The organism is Corynebacterium auris, from assembly GCF_030408575.1.
Classification (GTDB): Bacteria; Actinomycetota; Actinomycetes; order Mycobacteriales; family Mycobacteriaceae; genus Corynebacterium; species Corynebacterium auris.
The window spans coordinates 336778-352374 of record NZ_CP047047.1 but is presented as its reverse complement, the minus strand read 5'-3'; the positions used below and the strand labels follow the sequence as shown (position 1 = coordinate 352374).

Annotated in this window: 12 protein-coding genes; 4 read left to right on the top strand and 8 right to left on the bottom strand. The window is 64.7% G+C overall.

Annotated features, from left to right (window positions below; genetic code table 11):
- Nucleotides 1-31: 31 nt before the first annotated feature.
- From CAURIS_RS01740 to CAURIS_RS01715, 6 genes are all read right to left on the bottom strand, one after another.
- Nucleotides 32-1231 carry a glycosyltransferase family 4 protein gene (locus CAURIS_RS01740; RefSeq protein ID WP_290342513.1) on the bottom strand — a complete coding sequence of 400 codons (1200 nt, stop codon included), beginning with the start codon at nt 1229-1231 and terminating at the stop codon, nt 32-34.
- A 61-nt stretch (nt 1232-1292) separates the two neighbouring features.
- Entirely contained in the window at nt 1293-1694 is a 402-nt protein-coding gene (locus CAURIS_RS01735) for a DUF3592 domain-containing protein (protein ID WP_290343279.1), read from the bottom strand.
- A 2-nt stretch (nt 1695-1696) separates the two neighbouring features.
- Nucleotides 1697-3310 carry a 2-succinyl-5-enolpyruvyl-6-hydroxy-3-cyclohexene-1-carboxylic-acid synthase gene (gene menD / locus CAURIS_RS01730; RefSeq protein ID WP_290342512.1) on the bottom strand — a complete coding sequence of 538 codons (1614 nt, stop codon included), beginning with the start codon at nt 3308-3310 and terminating at the stop codon, nt 1697-1699.
- Nucleotides 3311-3841: a hypothetical protein gene (locus CAURIS_RS01725; RefSeq protein ID WP_290342511.1), complete on the bottom strand. Its 531-nt coding sequence runs from the start codon at nt 3839-3841 to the stop codon at nt 3311-3313.
- A 104-nt stretch (nt 3842-3945) separates the two neighbouring features.
- Nucleotides 3946-5526, bottom strand: coding sequence for an SLC13 family permease (locus CAURIS_RS01720; protein WP_290342510.1), 1581 nt, complete (start codon nt 5524-5526; stop codon nt 3946-3948).
- Nucleotides 5527-5628: 102 nt separating this feature from the next.
- Nucleotides 5629-6588 carry an o-succinylbenzoate synthase gene (locus CAURIS_RS01715; protein WP_290342509.1) on the bottom strand — a complete coding sequence of 320 codons (960 nt, stop codon included), beginning with the start codon at nt 6586-6588 and terminating at the stop codon, nt 5629-5631.
- 283 nt (nt 6589-6871) lie between these two features.
- Between CAURIS_RS01715 and CAURIS_RS01710 the strand changes: the two genes are divergently transcribed.
- From CAURIS_RS01710 to CAURIS_RS01695, 4 genes are all read left to right on the top strand, one after another.
- Entirely contained in the window at nt 6872-8146 is a 1275-nt protein-coding gene (locus tag CAURIS_RS01710; RefSeq protein ID WP_290342508.1) for an LGFP repeat-containing protein, read from the top strand.
- Nucleotides 8147-8200: 54 nt separating this feature from the next.
- Complete coding sequence (locus CAURIS_RS01705) at nt 8201-9097, top strand: AbfB domain-containing protein (protein ID WP_290342507.1); 897 nt, start codon at nt 8201-8203, stop codon at nt 9095-9097.
- A gap of 87 nt (nt 9098-9184) precedes the next feature.
- A complete protein-coding gene (locus CAURIS_RS01700) occupies nt 9185-12886 on the top strand; it encodes an HNH endonuclease (RefSeq protein ID WP_290342506.1) in 3702 nt (1233 codons plus the stop codon).
- A 13-nt stretch (nt 12887-12899) separates the two neighbouring features.
- Nucleotides 12900-13877 (top strand): SMI1/KNR4 family protein, encoded by a 978-nt coding sequence (locus CAURIS_RS01695; RefSeq protein WP_290342505.1) that lies wholly within the window; start codon nt 12900-12902, stop codon nt 13875-13877.
- 472 nt (nt 13878-14349) lie between these two features.
- Here the strand turns inward: CAURIS_RS01695 and CAURIS_RS01690 are convergent, their stop codons facing one another.
- Together CAURIS_RS01690 and CAURIS_RS01685 are read right to left on the bottom strand one after the other, a co-directional pair.
- Entirely contained in the window at nt 14350-15114 is a 765-nt protein-coding gene (locus tag CAURIS_RS01690; RefSeq protein ID WP_290342504.1) for an ATP-binding protein, read from the bottom strand.
- Between the two features lie 3 nt (nt 15115-15117).
- Nucleotides 15118-15555 carry a hypothetical protein gene (locus CAURIS_RS01685; protein WP_290342503.1) on the bottom strand — a complete coding sequence of 146 codons (438 nt, stop codon included), beginning with the start codon at nt 15553-15555 and terminating at the stop codon, nt 15118-15120.
- Nucleotides 15556-15597: the final 42 nt, after the last annotated feature.

The window sequence follows — 15597 nt, the reverse complement described above, 5'->3', positions numbered from 1 at the left end:
GGGGCTCATTCTACAGCCCGGCCGCGCCGCCCTAGGAGCGGCGGGAGGTGCGGGGTGAGCGCCGGCGAAAGGGCGCGGCAAAGCGGCGCCCGAACACCGTGATGGTGGGCCGGTTGTAGCCGCGGATGGCGGTGTCGTAGTAGCCGAGGAGCTGCTCGCACAGCGCGTGCCAGGTCTTGTCGGCGACGGACGCGCGGGCGTTGGCGCGAAGCTCGGCGTGGCGGGCGTCGTCGAGGAGGAAGGTAGCGGCGTCGGGGAGGTCGTCGGTGAAGGTGTCGACGTCAAGAAGCAGCCCGTTGTAGCCCTCCTTGATGAGGTCAATGGGCCCACCGGCGCGCGGGCCGATCGTGGGCACGCCGCTGGCCTGCGCCTCCTGAATGGCCTGGCAGAACGTCTCGAACTCCCCGGTGTGGACGAACAGGTCGAGGCTCGCGTACGCCCGGGCCAGTTCGGTGCCGCTCAGCGCCCCGGTGAACACCGCCCCCGGCAGGGTGCGCTCGAGGCGGGCCCGCTCGGGGCCGTCGCCGACGACGACGAGCTGGATGTCCGGGTCCCCCGCCAGGGGTTTCAGGCGGTGCACCCCCTTTTCGGCGGCGAGGCGGCCGACGAAGCCGACGATGTGCTTCGTCCCCGTCGGGTCCCACGCGCGGCGCAACTCGTCCGAGCGCCTGCCGGGGTTGAACAACTCGGTGTCCACGCCCCGACCCCAGTGGTGGACGTTTTTGATGCCGTGCTTTTCCAGCTCGCGGATCGCCTCGGAGCTCGGCGCCAGGGTCAGCTCGCAGCGGTTGTGGATGCTGCGGGTCCATTCCCACGCCATGTTCGACAGCAGCGAGAGCTGGTACTGGGTGGCAAAGCCCGCGACATCCGTCTGGTAGAGCGCCACGGCGGGGATGCTCATCTGGGCGGCGGCGAGCGATCCCGCCCCGCCGAGCACGAACGGGCTGGCCAGGTGCACCACGTCCGGCGCGAAGCGGTGCAGCGCGTTGTTGATCACGGTGGTGGGCACCCCGATCGGCAGCGAGTCAACGAGCGGGATCATCACCGTGGGCACGCGGACGACCTCGAAGCCGAGGTAGTCCGGGACCTCGTCCTGGAAGTCCCGCGCGCCGGGGGCGATCACGATGGCCTCGTGGCCTTCTGCGCGCAGGTACTCCAGCACGCGCAGCACCGAGTTGGTTACCCCGTTGACGTTGGGCAGGAAGGACTCCGCAACGATAGCAACTCGCATGTCCTGCAACCTTTCACACGTGTACTAAAAGGGCGTGCACTGTGGGAGAAATCTGGGTGAATTATGCGCGGCGCCGCGTCCCCACCGCCCACCAGGCCGCGCCGAAAATCAGCGTCGACACGGCGGCGACCGATAGCGCCGGAATGACCGAGAGCGTCCACGCGCGCCCCTCCACTTTCACCAGGTCGGGCCAGGATTTTGCGTAGGTCACCCACACGCTCTGGCCCTCCCCCAGCCCCGACGGGTACAGCAGGCCGTAGCGTGGGGAGTGGTAGCGGCCCTGCTCGTCCTGGTACTCGGCGGAGGTGCGCAGCCAGCTCACGCCCGTCACCGTGGCCAGGCCCCGGCCGGGGTCGCGCGCGATGAGGGCGTCGTTGAGCGCCGGGCCAATCACCATGGCCGCCGAGCCCAGCAGGGCGCACGCGTAGAGGGCCAGGATGAGCTGCAGCAGGCGGCGGCGCACGTTCACCGGCGCAGCCTTTCGGCCAGCGCCCGGCGGGTCGACCGGGTCGTGGGGGCCTCGATCACGGTCAGCGGCTCGGCGGCGTCGTCGGTGAGCGCCTCGATGAGCTCGGGGATCGTCTCCGCCCGCCGGTAGGCCGCGCCATAGGCGGCAGCAAGCTTGTCGACGCCCACCCCGTGCGCCGTCCCGAACGCCCGCTCGAAGTCCCGCCGCACGCTGTCGGCGCCGGCCTCGAGCGTTTCGAAGATGCCGCCGCCGTCGTCGTTGGCCACCACGATGGTGAGGTTGCCCGGCCGCGGCTCGTCGGGGCCGATGAGCAGGCCGTTGATGTCGTGGAGGAAGGTCAAGTCGCCCACGAGCGCCACCATGCGCGGGGCGCGGACCTCCTCCGGGTGCAGCGCCTGGGTGGCCAGCGCGACGCCGACCGCCTGGGAGAGGGTGCCGTCGATGCCGGCGGCGCCGCGGGCGCTGTAGGTATCCACCCCGCCGAAAGGCAAGCCGACGTAGCTCGCGTCGCGCACCGGGTTCGACGACCCGAGCACGAGGGAGTTTCCGACCGCCAGGGTGTCGGCCACCGCCGCGGCGACGTGCAGGCCGGTGAAGCCGTACTCCTCGTCCGCCAGCGCGTCGCGCACCGTCTGGGCGCCGACCTCGCCGGCCGCGTCGCAGATCTTCAGCCACGTGTCGCTGGGCTGGCCGGTGACGTTGGCGCGACTGCCGCGGCGGGTGGGGTTGCCGGTGAAGGTGTCGGTGCGGCTCAGCCCGATGACCTCGATGTCCGGCTGGCTCAAAAGCGCCATGACGTCGCGGTGCAGCGTCGGGTGCCCCACCACCACGACTTGGTCCGGTTTGGTGGCCGCGGCGAAGTCCCCGCCCTCGTGGCTGATGGCCACCTCGTTTTGCGCGAAGAAGCGCGCCGCCAGCGGGTGCACCTGGTGGAAGGGCGTGGGCGCGGTCGGCTCGGCGATGGTGGGCACGTGCTCCAGGCCCGGCACCTCCCACGCCTCGTCGCCGGCGATGACGAGGGTGTCTTTGTCCAGGTCGATGTCCACCTCCCCGTGGTCCACCCAGGCTGGCGGGGTGGCCAGGCGCCCCGGCCCGACGCGGCGCGGCTCGCCCGCGCGCTCCGGCAGGGCGTCGGGCACGAGCGGGGTGTCCAACGCGACGTTGACGTGCACCTGGTCTTCCGTGAAGTCGAGCCGGGTGGCGTCGTCAAGCGTGGTGACCTGCTGGGTGCGCGCGTAGCGGCCGAAGATGCCCTGCTGCCAGATGGTCTGGCTCGCGCCGGTGCCCACGAGCCGCTCGGGACGGTCCGCGCTGACAATGGCGAGCGGGGTGTGAGACATGTGCGCCTCCACCACCGCGGGCAGGGTGTTGGCCACGGCGGTGCCGGAGGTCATCACCACGGCCACGTGGCGGCGCTGCACCCGCGCGATGCCGAGCGCGGTGAAGGCGGCGGAGCGCTCGTCGATGCGCACGTGCACCTTAAGGTCCCGGCGCGCGAGCAGCGCGTACGCCAGCGGCGAGTTGCGCGAACCCGGGCACAAAACGACGTCGGTGACGTGCTCCGCCAGCTTTGCGACGACCTTCGTGGCCACATCCATGCTGTCTGGCATCTACTGCCCCCTGAGTACTCGGTCGGCCTCGTTCAGGAGGTCGTCGATAATGCTGCCGCCGCCCTGGCCGTCGGGCTCGACGGGTTCCGCCGGCTCCCCTGGTTCAGCGGGCGGTGCGGGCTCCTCCGGCGCGTTCGTGGAACGATCCGGCAGAAGAGAAAACCCTCGCGTCGTGGTCGCGGTAGTGGTCTCCGTCTGGGTCTGCGTCACCGTCACGGGCGGCTGGTTCGCCTCCTCGGCGGCGCCGCGCCACAGGAACATGAACACCAGCGCCGCGAGGGTGGCCAGCACCGCGACGACGCCGAGGGCGATCGCCGCCACATTCGAGCCGGACCCGGACGCGGGAGCAGCGCTCGAACCAGCCTGGGGCGGGGGCCCGTACGAGGCCTCGCCCGCGTACGCGTATTCCTGTTCGCTCGGGTCCGGGAAGTACTGCCTGGGCCGCTCCGACTGCGGCGGCTGGTGCGACGCCTGCGGCTCCCGCCGGAACTGGCGGGTTTCGTCGTCGTTGGAGTTCGTCGGGGAGGTCATAGGGACAGGGTAGCGCGCGGAGGGCGCACCCCCGTCACGCCGTGTCTTCGGAGAGGGGGCGCCTGCGCTCGCCGGTTCCGTCCCATCATCCTCGACCATCCGAGCTACAGCACCAACCCGAACACCGGGACCGCGATGAAGTAAGTGGCCAGGGTGATCAGCACCAGGCCGACGAGGTTGAGCCAGATGCCGCCCTTGAGCATCTCGCCCATTGTGACGTAGCCCGAGGAGTAGGCGATGGCGTTCGGCGGGGTGGCCACCGGCAGCATGAACGCGCAGGTGGCGGCGAGAGCAACCGGAATCGTGAGCAGCAACACGTTCATGTCCGTCGCCTCCGTCAGGCCAATTCCCACGGCGACACCGCCCATGATGGGCAGGAAGGTCGCGGCGGTCGCCGTGTTGGAGGTCAACTCGGTGAGGAACAGAACGATCGCTGCGACAGCGGCGACAAGCAGGAAGATCGGAAGCGTACCCAGCCCCTTGGTCGCCTCGCCGATCCACAGCGACAGCCCCGTCGAGGTGAACATGGAGGACAACGAGAGGCCGCCGCCGAAGAGGAGAAGCACGTCCCAGGGCAGCTTGTTGGCCGTTTCCCAGTCGAGGATGCGGGTGCCGTCCTTCTTCGCCGGAACGATGAACATGAGCAGGCCGGCGATGATGCCCACGACGGCGTCGTCGTAGGGGAAGTCCCACCCCAGGTAGTCGAGGCCCAAGGGGATGATAATCCAGCTCAACGCCGCGGCGACAAAAATCACGCCGACCGCAACCTGCGGGAAGGTCCAGGGGCCGAGCTGGCGGATCTCGTCGCTGATGAGCTCGCGCCCGCCGGGGATCTCGTCCACCTCCGGAGCGAAGACAGTAATAAGGACGAACCAGGCGATGAGCAGGAACACCACCGCGACGGGCAGCCCCACGAGCATCCACTGGCCGAAGCCGATGGTGATGCCGTGCGCCTCTTGCATGTAGCCAGCGAGCAGCGCGTTTGGCGGGGTGCCGATGAGCGTGCCCAGTGATCCGATCGAGGCGGAGTAGGCGATCGCGAGCATCAGCGCCGTGGCGAACTTCTTCTGGTTCTTCATCCCGCCGACCGAGTCGGCGGTAAGGGTGAGCACCGACACACCGATGGGCAGCATGACCACGGCGGTGGCGGTGTTGGAGACCCACATGGACATAAACCCTGTGGCCAGCATGAACCCGAGGATAATTCGCTTGGGGCTGGTGCCCACGACCGCGACCACCGCGAGGGCGAGGCGGCGGTGGAGGTTCCAGCGCTGCAAGCCTAGGGCCATGAGGAAGCCACCCATGAACAGGAAGATCGTCGAGGAGGCGTAGGGGCTGGCCACCGCTTTAAACTCAGCCACCCCGGCGAGCGGGAAAATCGCGATGGGCACGAGCGCGGTGGCAGCCAGCGGGATCGCCTCCGTCATCCACCACACGGCCATGAGCACGGTCACCGCAGCGACGACGCGCATCGCCCCGGAAGAATAGGCGGCCTCGGGGTCCGCGCCCGAGGAGTTCGCGACGGTCTCGGCTGCCCCGCCGGGGAAGATGAGGTACACGAGCGCGGCCAGAACGATGCCTGCTATGAGGCCGATGGCTTGGCGGCGCCACTCGCCGGGCGTGGGGGCGGGCGCGGTTTCACCCGGCGCCTGGTGAGTGGATTGTTGGGTCACGGGAGTGGACACGGCTGATCCTCCTACGTCACGGAAACCTTATTGCGTTATGTTTGCACATTAAAAGGCAATTCGCCCCCAAAAGAAAAATTTTCGCCCTTCACAAATTGCGGCTTAGCGCGCGTTGGCCCCAATGTGGGGGTAGCACTCCCGGACCCGATCGAACCACCAGTCGCGGCGTTCGCCCGGGGCGCGCAGCCCGTGGAGCCGTTCCGGGTCGGGAGCGGTGCGGGTGATCTCGATTTTCCCGTCGACGATCGCCCGCGGCTCCGCCACGTCCTCGACGAAGAGACGCTGCGTGGCCAGGCCCGCGGCCCGCGAGCCGGTCAGCTTTGCCGCGACCAGCCCCGCATCTATGCCCACGGCGGTGTCGAGGGCGCTCGCCACGGTCAGCGACAGCCCCAGCTCCTCCCCGACCGCGACCAGCCTGCGCACACCTCCCAAAGGAGCAGGCTTGACGACGCCCACATCCGCCGCCCCCGCCTCCACCACGCGGTACGGGTCAGCGGCGCGCCGGATCGACTCGTCCGCCGCGATCGGAGTAGCGACCCGCCGCCTCACCTCCGCGAGCTCTTCCACCGTCGCGCAGGGCTGCTCGATGTACTCCAACTCCCCCAACACGGCGGCGGCGTGCACCGCCTCGTCGACGGACCAGCCGCGGTTCGCGTCCACACGCAGGGTCGCGTCCGGGCGCGCGCGGCGCACGGCGGTGACGCGGGCGATGTCGTCGTCAAGCGACTGGCCCTTCTCCGCCACCTTGACCTTGAAGGTGCCCACCCCCGGGTAGCGTTCGAGCACCTCGGGGACCCGGGAGGCGGGCACCGCGGGCACCGTGCCGTTGACCTCGACCCAGCCGCGCGCCTCGGGCAGGCCGGTGAACGCGGCCTCGATCCCGGCGGCGAGCCAGCTGGCCGACTCCCCCGGGCCGTACTCCACAAACGGCGAAAACTCCCCCCAGCCGGCGGGGCCCTCGATGAGCAGGGCCTCGCGGATGGTCACACCGCGGAAAGTAACGGCCATGGGCAGGGCGACCACGTGGGCGCGCTCAAGGATGCTGTCGAGGGTGGGGAACATGCTGCCCAGGGTAGTTCCGGCCCCGTTCGGGCAAAGCCGACGTGGAGGAAGAGACGCTTCCGTATTCACAGCCAGGCGAGATTCTCGGGAGTACTCCCTCCGCATTGCGGTTGGTGGTGGGGCGTGCTTGAAGGCTGTGTGCAGCATTTTTCGCATTCGCCGCACATTTTCCTTTCCGAACGCTTATATTGCTGTTTCGTAACAGAAATCAGAGCACGGCATGGCAATTGACTAGTTGAAGGCGTTGAGGATCATGGGGAAGCATCGGAGGCTGTTCGCGCTTGTGTCTGCGGCGCTTGTGTGCGGCTCACTGGGCACCGCTGCGGCGGGCGGGGCCGTTTTTCACGGTTACTGGATCGGCGGGAAGATCGAACAGACCTACCATCGTCTCGGCGGGTGGGCCAGGTTCGGGGATGCCACCACCCCGGAGAGTGTCTCCGCGTGGAACGGACGGTTCCAGGTCTTCGCGCGCGGTTCCTCCATCTATTGGCACCCTAACGTCGATGGCGGCACCGCTCATCAGGTCGGCGGCCGCATCCGCGACAAGTGGGCGGACCTCGGGTGGGAAAACGCAGCCCTGGGCTACCCAGTCACCGACGAATTGACCACCCCCGACCGCGTCGGCCGGTTCAACCACTTCCAGGGCGGATCCATCTACTGGTCACCCGAGACCGATGCCCACCAGGTGTGGGGAGGCATTCGCGACACGTGGGCCGCCCAGGGGTGGGAGACCGGCCCCCTGGGATACCCCGTAACCGACGAGCGCACCACCCCGGACGGAAAAGGAAAATACAACCACTTCCAGGGCGGATCCATCTACTTCTCCACCGCCGGAGGAACCCACCCCATCACCGGGAAAATCCTTAACTACTGGGCCAACGCCGGCTGGGAGAAAAGCCGCTTTAGCTTCCCGTCCTCCGACGCCTACACCGCAGCCGGGGGTACGAAACAAGACTTTATTGGCGGGTCCATCCACTCCTTCGAACCCACCGGTGTGGCCCTGCCCCAGTACGACAACAAGCAGTACTCCAGCTACCGGCAGGTCTACCCTTTGTTCGCGAAGGACGACAAATCACGCTGGCATGCAGCTGGGGCACACCGCGAACTCATCCAACACATGGACATCTACTTCCCGCTGACCGGCTGCCCCAAAGAGCTCATCACCGGCGCCACATGCACCTTCACCGGCATGGGGGCACGGCCTGGCACAGTCACCGTCGAACGCATCTCCGACACCGGATTCACCCTCAAAACAGCTGCCGACCACCCTGAAGGAGCCAACCGGCTGCTCAACATCCGCTTCGACGAGATCACCGCCCCACCGGCCGGTGAGAAAAACGTCGTGTTCGACTCCCCGGATATCAAGGCCCAGTACACCGGCTCCAACAAGACCTGGATCCGTCTTGTCGTCGAATCCTTCGGCCCCGCCCACACCACCCAGGTGCAGGGCCCGTTTAGCTCCGAGCACGTCGCCAACGAGGTATGGGCCCCCTTCGCTTTGAAACTGCGCACCACCCTGGATAAGTCCACCACCAGCTACGTGCCGCTTTCCCGCTAAACCCCTTCTTCCCCTCCTTTCACCATCCCCGCATCCCAAGGACACCCCACACCCATGCGCTACGCCCTGACACACATCGCCGCCGCCGCGTTATCCGCCTCATGTGCCGCACTGATGTGTAGTGCCGCACCGGCACTCGCCCAGGACAACGTCGACCCCATCGCCGGCGACGGCGGATTAGTCGAACAAGCCTGCGGCACCACCCGCGAACAAGTCCGCGTCGACTCCACCTCCGTTGCCGGAATGTCGGCGTGTTTCACCCTTACCGCATCCACCGGGTGGGTGGCGGTCAACATCACCGGCTCCTACGGGGTGGTCAACAACCTCACCGTCCCAGTTGCCGTCGCTTTCAAACTCCCCGGCGGGGCGGTGTACTTCCAGCAGACCATCCATCCCGGACAGGTCAAAAGCGTCGACGTTGACCGCCGCGGCTCCACCATCGTCGAACTGCAGGTCACCCCGGTCGCCACACCCAACGGTGCCTCCACCGCCACCTTGGCCCCATCGGGGCAGGCCCCCACCTACGTCACCCTGCGCTCGGCCGGGCGCATCAACCCCGGCCACGTCATGCGGCTTAGCTGGTCAGGGGTGAAACTATCCGCGCTTGACCGCAACAGCGGATTCAACGACCGCCTCGACGCCTCCTTCAAAGTCGTGCCCGCACTCGATTCCTCCCAGTGCGTCTCCCTCGAATCCGCCGCCTACCCCGGCACCTACCTGACGATGAACACCGCCGGGGCCGTCTCAGTGCTTACCAACCCTGACACCCGCGCCGCGACGTGGTGCCCCACCGCCGCAGCAACCACCCCCACCGGGGTGTATCTCGCCAACGCAACCAACCAGGCCCGCATCCTCACCGCCGGCGCTAACGCCACAGTCACCACAGCAACCACCCGCACCACTGAATCCGTATGGTTTACCGACCACGCACTCGCACTGCCCGGAAAGTAGATAGAAATGCTGAGGCGAATTCTGCCCGCCGGTCACACCCGCTCTATCTGCCGGAGAGCGATCGCAACCATGCTCACAAGCGCGATCGTGGCATCAACCTCCCAGGCCGACGCCATCGCGCAAGACGAAGCACAGCGACTGTCCGAAGAGATCACTGCCTCAGCCGAAGCGCGTTCGTTTGCTGTCAGCATGCTCGACTCGCCCTTCACCTCGTCACGGCAAGCCGCTGTCGATGCGCTCGGCGGCTCCGAAAAACAGTGGTCCGACTACGTCGCAACAAACCGTGATGCAGCCCAGCAACAGGACCTGCGCAGCATCATCACCACGCTGTCATCTGTGAGCGGACCGACGGTGCAGGACCGCGCCAATGAACTTCTCACCTCGGGCACCACCGAACAGATGAGTGAGTTCATCGAGTCAGGGTGGCAACAAGCTCAAGCACAAGACGACCGTGCAGCTGCGTGGGAAGCCGCCGAAGCCCCTGAGGGCTCCACTCTCAAAGCAGCCGCTGACGAAGCACTGCGGATCAACACACCGGACGCGCTCGCCGAGTTCGCGGCCACAGGGCAAGAAACAGCACGCGCGCATGACCGCCGGCGCGAAGTCTACGAGCTGACAAGCTCGCCACTGCCGACAGTTGCTGCCAATGCCGCGGAAGCATTGCAGGTGGGAACAGATACCGCAATCGAGGGGTTCTTGCGCTACGGCCAGTTCGTCGCCGCTACCCAAGATGCCGAAAGGATGGACATTTCCCAGCTTGTCGAAATGGCCATCAAAGAGGCTGAGACCGCCACAAATGAAAACAACAAAGCATGGATGCAGGCCGACCGGGCGGCACGCGCAGCTGAAGCGGCCCGCATCGCGACGGAAAAATCCCGCGATGAAGCACTCGCCGCCGATGCAGCCCAAAACCGGGCCGGAAATGCTGCAATTGCGGCGGGTAACCTCGCTACCCAGTCAGCGCACGTCGCCGATCAGGCAGTAGCCGCCTCACAGGAGGCACGACAAGCCCTCCGGCAAACCGCTGACGCCCTCTCTCGTGCTGCCTCGGCTTCCGCGCGCGCCCAAGCCGCCGCAGCGGCGGCAGCCTCAGCTGCTAACGCCGCAGCATACGATGCAGGTTCCGCTGCGGCAGCGCGCCGCGCTGCTGAACAGGCACGCAACGCTGCTCAAGCCGCGCAGCGATCCGCCGAAGCATATAACTATGCCTCCCAAGCCGCAGGCTATGCCCAATCTGCTGGACGTGCCGCAGGATCAGCGGCAGAAAACGCCGACGCCGCCGCCACAGCAGCAACCAACGCCGCCAATGCAGCAGGAGTCAGCGAAGCCGCCGCGGCCGAAGCCCGAGCCGGAGCAGCCCGCGCCCGCAACGCCGCGGCCCGCGCCCGCAACGCCGCTCACCAGGTCGACACCCTCGTTGCCCAGATTCAGGGCCTGGTCGAAGAGGCGAAAACCGCCGCACGCGAAGCTGCCGACCACGCACGCAGAGCCGCCGACGCCGCCGACGCCGCCGCACGCGAAGCAGGAAATGCACGCTACGCCGCCACATTTGCTGGACAACACGCCCAGGCAGCAACCGATGCAGCGGATAAAGCACGCCGCAACACAGACCTCGCAGTCAAAACGCACCAGATCGCAAACGTAAGCGCCGACCAGCGCCTCGAAGACGAACGTGCATTCCTGAAAGATCAAGCCCTTGCAGCACGCGACGTCCAAGACGCCCAAGATAACGCCGCGGCTGAAGAGCGCAAACGCCGTGGCGAACTTACAGCCCGCATGGAGGCGCTGACCCAGTCGCTTCCTAACAGTGAGGACAGCTTTACCCCCACCGATCAATCCCTTGGCGATATCCGCCAACTCGCGCTTGCTGCAGCCCAAGTCGGATCCCCCGCTGTTGCGGGAGCGGCGAAAGTAGCCCTCGAAGGAAACACCGACGAGGATCTCATTGACTTCGCCTTCTACTCCTATCCCGATGCGGTCGCTACTGATCACCTCAACGAGGTCAGCTACATCGCCCTGTACGACCCGGATGAAAACATCCGCGCCGCCGCCGACGAAATGGGCTACGAGGACGACGCCGCAATCGCGCGCTTTATCAACGACGAGCTTCCCCAGATGCGCCTGCCCGGCCTTATTGCGCAAACCTGGCAACTGCGTGAAAGCGCCGGACCTGCCACGCAAGCCGCCGCAGACGAAGCACTGCGCACCAACACATTTGATGCCCTTAATACCTTTGTCCACGGCGGCGGATACGACCACGCCCGCTACACCGACCAGCTGCAGGAAGCCTACGCCCTGACAGAATCCGGAGGCCGGGAAGTCGCAATCGCCGCCGAAGCGGCAGTAACCGGCGACCGTGCAGGTCTGAATGAATTCATCACTATCGAGCAATACCGCCGCGCGATGTATGACCACCAGCGCGACGCCCACAACGCCGATATTGACGCGCTACTCGAACTCGGTAAAAACGCGGCCCTTACCGCCTCCCAGCAAGCCGCCCACGCACAACAAGCCCACCAACGCGCCCTGGGGTCGGCAGCCCAAGCCGACCAGTACGCACAGCAAGCACAGCAATGGGCAGGACAAGCCCAACAATCAGCGCAACTCGCCCAAACCCACGTCGCCTCCGCGCAACAAGCGCTAACCTTCGCCAAACAACAGCAACAAAAAGCCCACGCCGCCGCAGCATCTGCCGAAGCCGACGCAGCACAAGCAACCAGCAACGCCGATCAAGCCACCGCATACGCCGCCACTGCCCGCACTGCAGCGAACAACGCCGCAGCCTCCGCCTCATCCGCACGCCAATCCGCCAACGCGGCCAGCCACGATGCCGCCGCCGCATCACAAGCCGCCAACGACGCCTACAACGCGGCATGGCAACTCGAACTATCCGAACTCGAACAAGCCCGCTCCGCAGCCGCAGAAGGACTCATCACCACTGAGACGCAAAGCGCCCTCGATAGAATCCGCAACGCGATCGGGAAAGAAAACCTCGACCTCATCCTCGACCTCATCGGGGTAGGCGACGTCCTTAAATGCTTCCGCGGACAAGTAAACGGATGCATCTGGGCGACAGTAGGAATCCTGCCCATCGGCAAGACAGCAAAAATCGCCAAAGCCATGCCCGCCATCCGCAGGCTCATCGCCAAAGCCGGCGACATCAAACACGCGTTCAGTAATTCACATGTCACAAAAGCGCTCAACGAAGCGCTCAACCCCGTCGCCTGCCGCATCACAGGAACCATCGCCCACACCGCAGGAACGCCCACCTACGCCCCCGCGATCTACCACCCTACTGCTGGGACCACAAGCCCCTACGCAATAGCCGCTTCACGATGCCCAATCCCATCCACAGTGCAAAAGGTCGGACTTTCCAACCGTAACCCGTTAAATGCCCAGTTCGCAGGCGGACTTTATAAGAACAATGACCCTAAACAACTTCCGCTAAAATTCCAGCAGGAGTATCCGGAGGGTGTCCGCATCAGCCCGAGAGGATTCCCTGAGTTTACTAGGTACCGGCACCCTTATAACCCAGAAGTAATGACAGGAAGAGCAACGGACACAGACCTTAAGATTAAACCTACCGGGGACAGCCAAAAAGATATTAGAGCAGCGGATAAAGAATTGGGGATAGACGAAGAATATCGCAAGAAATACGAGCTTACATGGCACCATCATGAGGACTGCGGGCGCATGCAGCTCATCCCGAAATACCTACACCAAGAAGTTAGGCACACAGGCGGCATGGCTGTCTGGCCCACGTTACCTAACTGGCCCAACTGCACGTAAGGAGAAAGCAACAATGACCTTTTCCAAATTCTTTTCTGCAACCGGTGAACCGGCTGACGATGCCCGCCTCGCCGAGATCGAGCATGCCATCGGCAGAAAACTGCCCGACGACTACCGGGCCTTGATCAAAGAAACCGGCGGCGGCACCCTCAAACTCGACAAGTGCGTCATGCCGGGCCTCCCCGAAGGGGTCGGAGGCCTGGCAACCGACGACATCTTCGGCAACGGCAGCACAAGTACTGGCCTCCCCCTCGATCTGGCCACAGACGCCACCTACCTCATGGAGGAATGGGAAATCCCCGAGGAGGTTCTCCTGTTCGCCACCACCGAAGATGGCATGCACAACTGCTTCGTCATCAACTATGACCTCCCCGACTACCCCGCAGGGGCTATTCTGCACCTCGACACCGACCCCGGCGGGAAAATGACCCAGGTCGCCGACTCCGTCACCGACTTTTTCACCAAACTCGAACCCTACAACCGAGATGACGAAGAAGACTCCCCAAGCGCAGGCCAAGAGGGGATGGGAATCAAAGGCGTGTGGCACGGAAAACTCTCCGATGACCTCACCCGGGCCATCGCCGCAACTCCCACCCCCGACATGGAACACCTACTGCGCAAAGCAGTCGCACCCCTAGCCAACTCATTTGGGCTCAGTATGATGCACAACAGTAACGAGGGGAGGCGATTTCAAGACCTTCTTTACTGGGTCGCGCAACACGTCCAGCCGCACCCAGATCCGCTGACCTACATGGGACTAAGCACCACCATTCTCACCCCTAACATGTACACGTTGATCGGCAAATCCTTCCTCGCCGACGGTCAAAAATACGGCTTCATTTGGAACCAGCCCACCGTCGAATGGTGGTGGAAAATACGAGTCGAATACAACATCATGACCGAAACCCCCGCCGGCTACATCATCGACGAGGACTACATCAACACCATCATCGACAACCTCCGCAAAGAAGACCCCATAACCGAGATCTAACTCGAATCCTGTTCAGCCCCCTCCGCTAGGTATGCATACCGGCTGATCCGTCCGATCCCGAGTCGGCGGGCCACCTCCGCTTTGGGCACACCACCGGTCACCCACTGGTTGGCCTGCGCAACCCGGGAGTCGGTAAGTACTGGTCAAGTCCTGGGTAGTGGTGTATCTGGCTTCGAATTGTGGTGATGTTTGGGGGCTTGTTGTCAGGGCCCGGGGCTAGGGTCGGGGTGCGATCATGCGGCGGTTTCGTTTCCTTCTGCGGGGGCGGCGTCGATCGTGCTGGCAGCAACGATGCCTTTGGTCTGCTCGAGACTAGGCAGTGACATGTAGCGTTTTTGTTGGATCTTTTTCAATCGTGTTGCTCGGCGAGTACTGTTAGGACCACGTGTTTAGTAACGGTGTGGTGAGTATCGAGTAACGCCCGGGTGAGTATCGAGTAACACCCGGGCGTTTTGGGGTTTCGGTGGGGTTATTAGGCCAGTCGCATGTTGGTGCCTTCGAGTGTGATGATTTCGGCGCCGGCGACGAGTCGGTTGAGGATGGATTCGGCGATGACGGCATCCGGGATGGATTTGTACCACTCGTCGGGTGTGAACTGGGATGTCACGATGGTGGATCCGCGGGGTTCGCGCTCTGCGAGGATGTTGAGCAGTTGGTGTGCGGTAGCGGCATCGATTGGGGTGGTCAGGAAGTCGTCGAGGACTAACACGTCTGTGTGGTGGAGGTCTTCGAGGAATGTGATGCGGGCTGGGTCGTCGTGTTTGAGCACGGCGAGGTGGTTGGAGAGTGTGTCGGTGCGGAAGAAGCGTGCGGAGTAGTCGTTTCGGCACGCCGCGGTGAGCAGTGCTTGGGCGAGGTAGGTTTTGCCGACGGAGGATTTGCCCAGGATGACAATGTTTTGTGCGCTTTGGCACCATCGGCAGTGAGCGAGTCGGGTGATTTGCTCTTTGTTGATGGTGCGGCCGGGCGTGTAAGTGATGTCTTCGATACAAGCATCGGGATTTGGCGATCGGGATGCTTTGAGCAGTTTGTTGACTCGCCTCTCACGCTTGGCCGCTACCTCTTTGTCGAGTGCGTAGAGCACTTTGTCGGAGAAGCTCCAGTCGTCGAATGCGGGATCGGCGGCGATGTCGATGACGCTTTGTCCGAAGGCGGTCATGCGCAGGTCGGTAAAGACCGGCAGGACTGATTCGTCGAGGAAGCGGGCAGATGCTGATGCTGGTTGTGGGTGGGGCATGGGTTATGCAGATCCCTTCTTGGTGAGGTTTTCGAGGCTGAACTGGGCAGCACCACCGAGGTAGGCGCCGCGTGTGTCACGCGCTGTCGGCGCAGGTGCGTCTTGGGTGGGTCTGCTTGTTGGCAGATCGGTTGAAAGGTCAGTGCCTGTAGGCCGTGAGGAGGTGTCTTTGCGCACGGCGGCCATCATGTTTTTCACCGCGGTATACGACACAGCACGCCTGGCGCCGTCGGTGGACACCAACCGCCTGCAGGCTTCTTCGAGGATTGGTTTGTTGGTGTGTTTGCCCATGTTGAGCACGTTGCGGCACGCTTGGTACGCCTGGGCAGGGATCGCTTTGGCTTCGATGAGCTCGGCAATCACCTGGCGGGTGGCCGGCCCGATTTTGGCGGCTTCGCGCAGGAAGTACTCGCTTGTCCACAACCCACGGGTGTCACCCATGTTCGCCGGGATGTGTGTTCAGAAGACCGAAATGGTAGCGGT

What these genes read in the sequence shown, in the direction of transcription:
- CAURIS_RS01740 (WP_290342513.1), bottom strand. Translation starts at nt 1,231, where the DNA reads ATGCGAGTTGCTATCGTTGCGGAGTCCTTCCTGCCCAACGTCAACGGG.
- menD (WP_290342512.1), bottom strand. Translation starts at nt 3,310, where the DNA reads ATGCCAGACAGCATGGATGTGGCCACGAAGGTCGTCGCAAAGCTGGCG.
- CAURIS_RS01725 (WP_290342511.1), bottom strand. Translation starts at nt 3,841, where the DNA reads ATGACCTCCCCGACGAACTCCAACGACGACGAAACCCGCCAGTTCCGG.
- CAURIS_RS01715 (WP_290342509.1), bottom strand. Translation starts at nt 6,588, where the DNA reads ATGTTCCCCACCCTCGACAGCATCCTTGAGCGCGCCCACGTGGTCGCC.
- CAURIS_RS01705 (WP_290342507.1), top strand. Translation starts at nt 8,201, where the DNA reads ATGCGCTACGCCCTGACACACATCGCCGCCGCCGCGTTATCCGCCTCA.
- CAURIS_RS01695 (WP_290342505.1), top strand. Translation starts at nt 12,900, where the DNA reads ATGACCTTTTCCAAATTCTTTTCTGCAACCGGTGAACCGGCTGACGAT.
- CAURIS_RS01690 (WP_290342504.1), bottom strand. Translation starts at nt 15,114, where the DNA reads ATGCCCCACCCACAACCAGCATCAGCATCTGCCCGCTTCCTCGACGAA.
- CAURIS_RS01685 (WP_290342503.1), bottom strand. Translation starts at nt 15,555, where the DNA reads ATGGGTGACACCCGTGGGTTGTGGACAAGCGAGTACTTCCTGCGCGAA.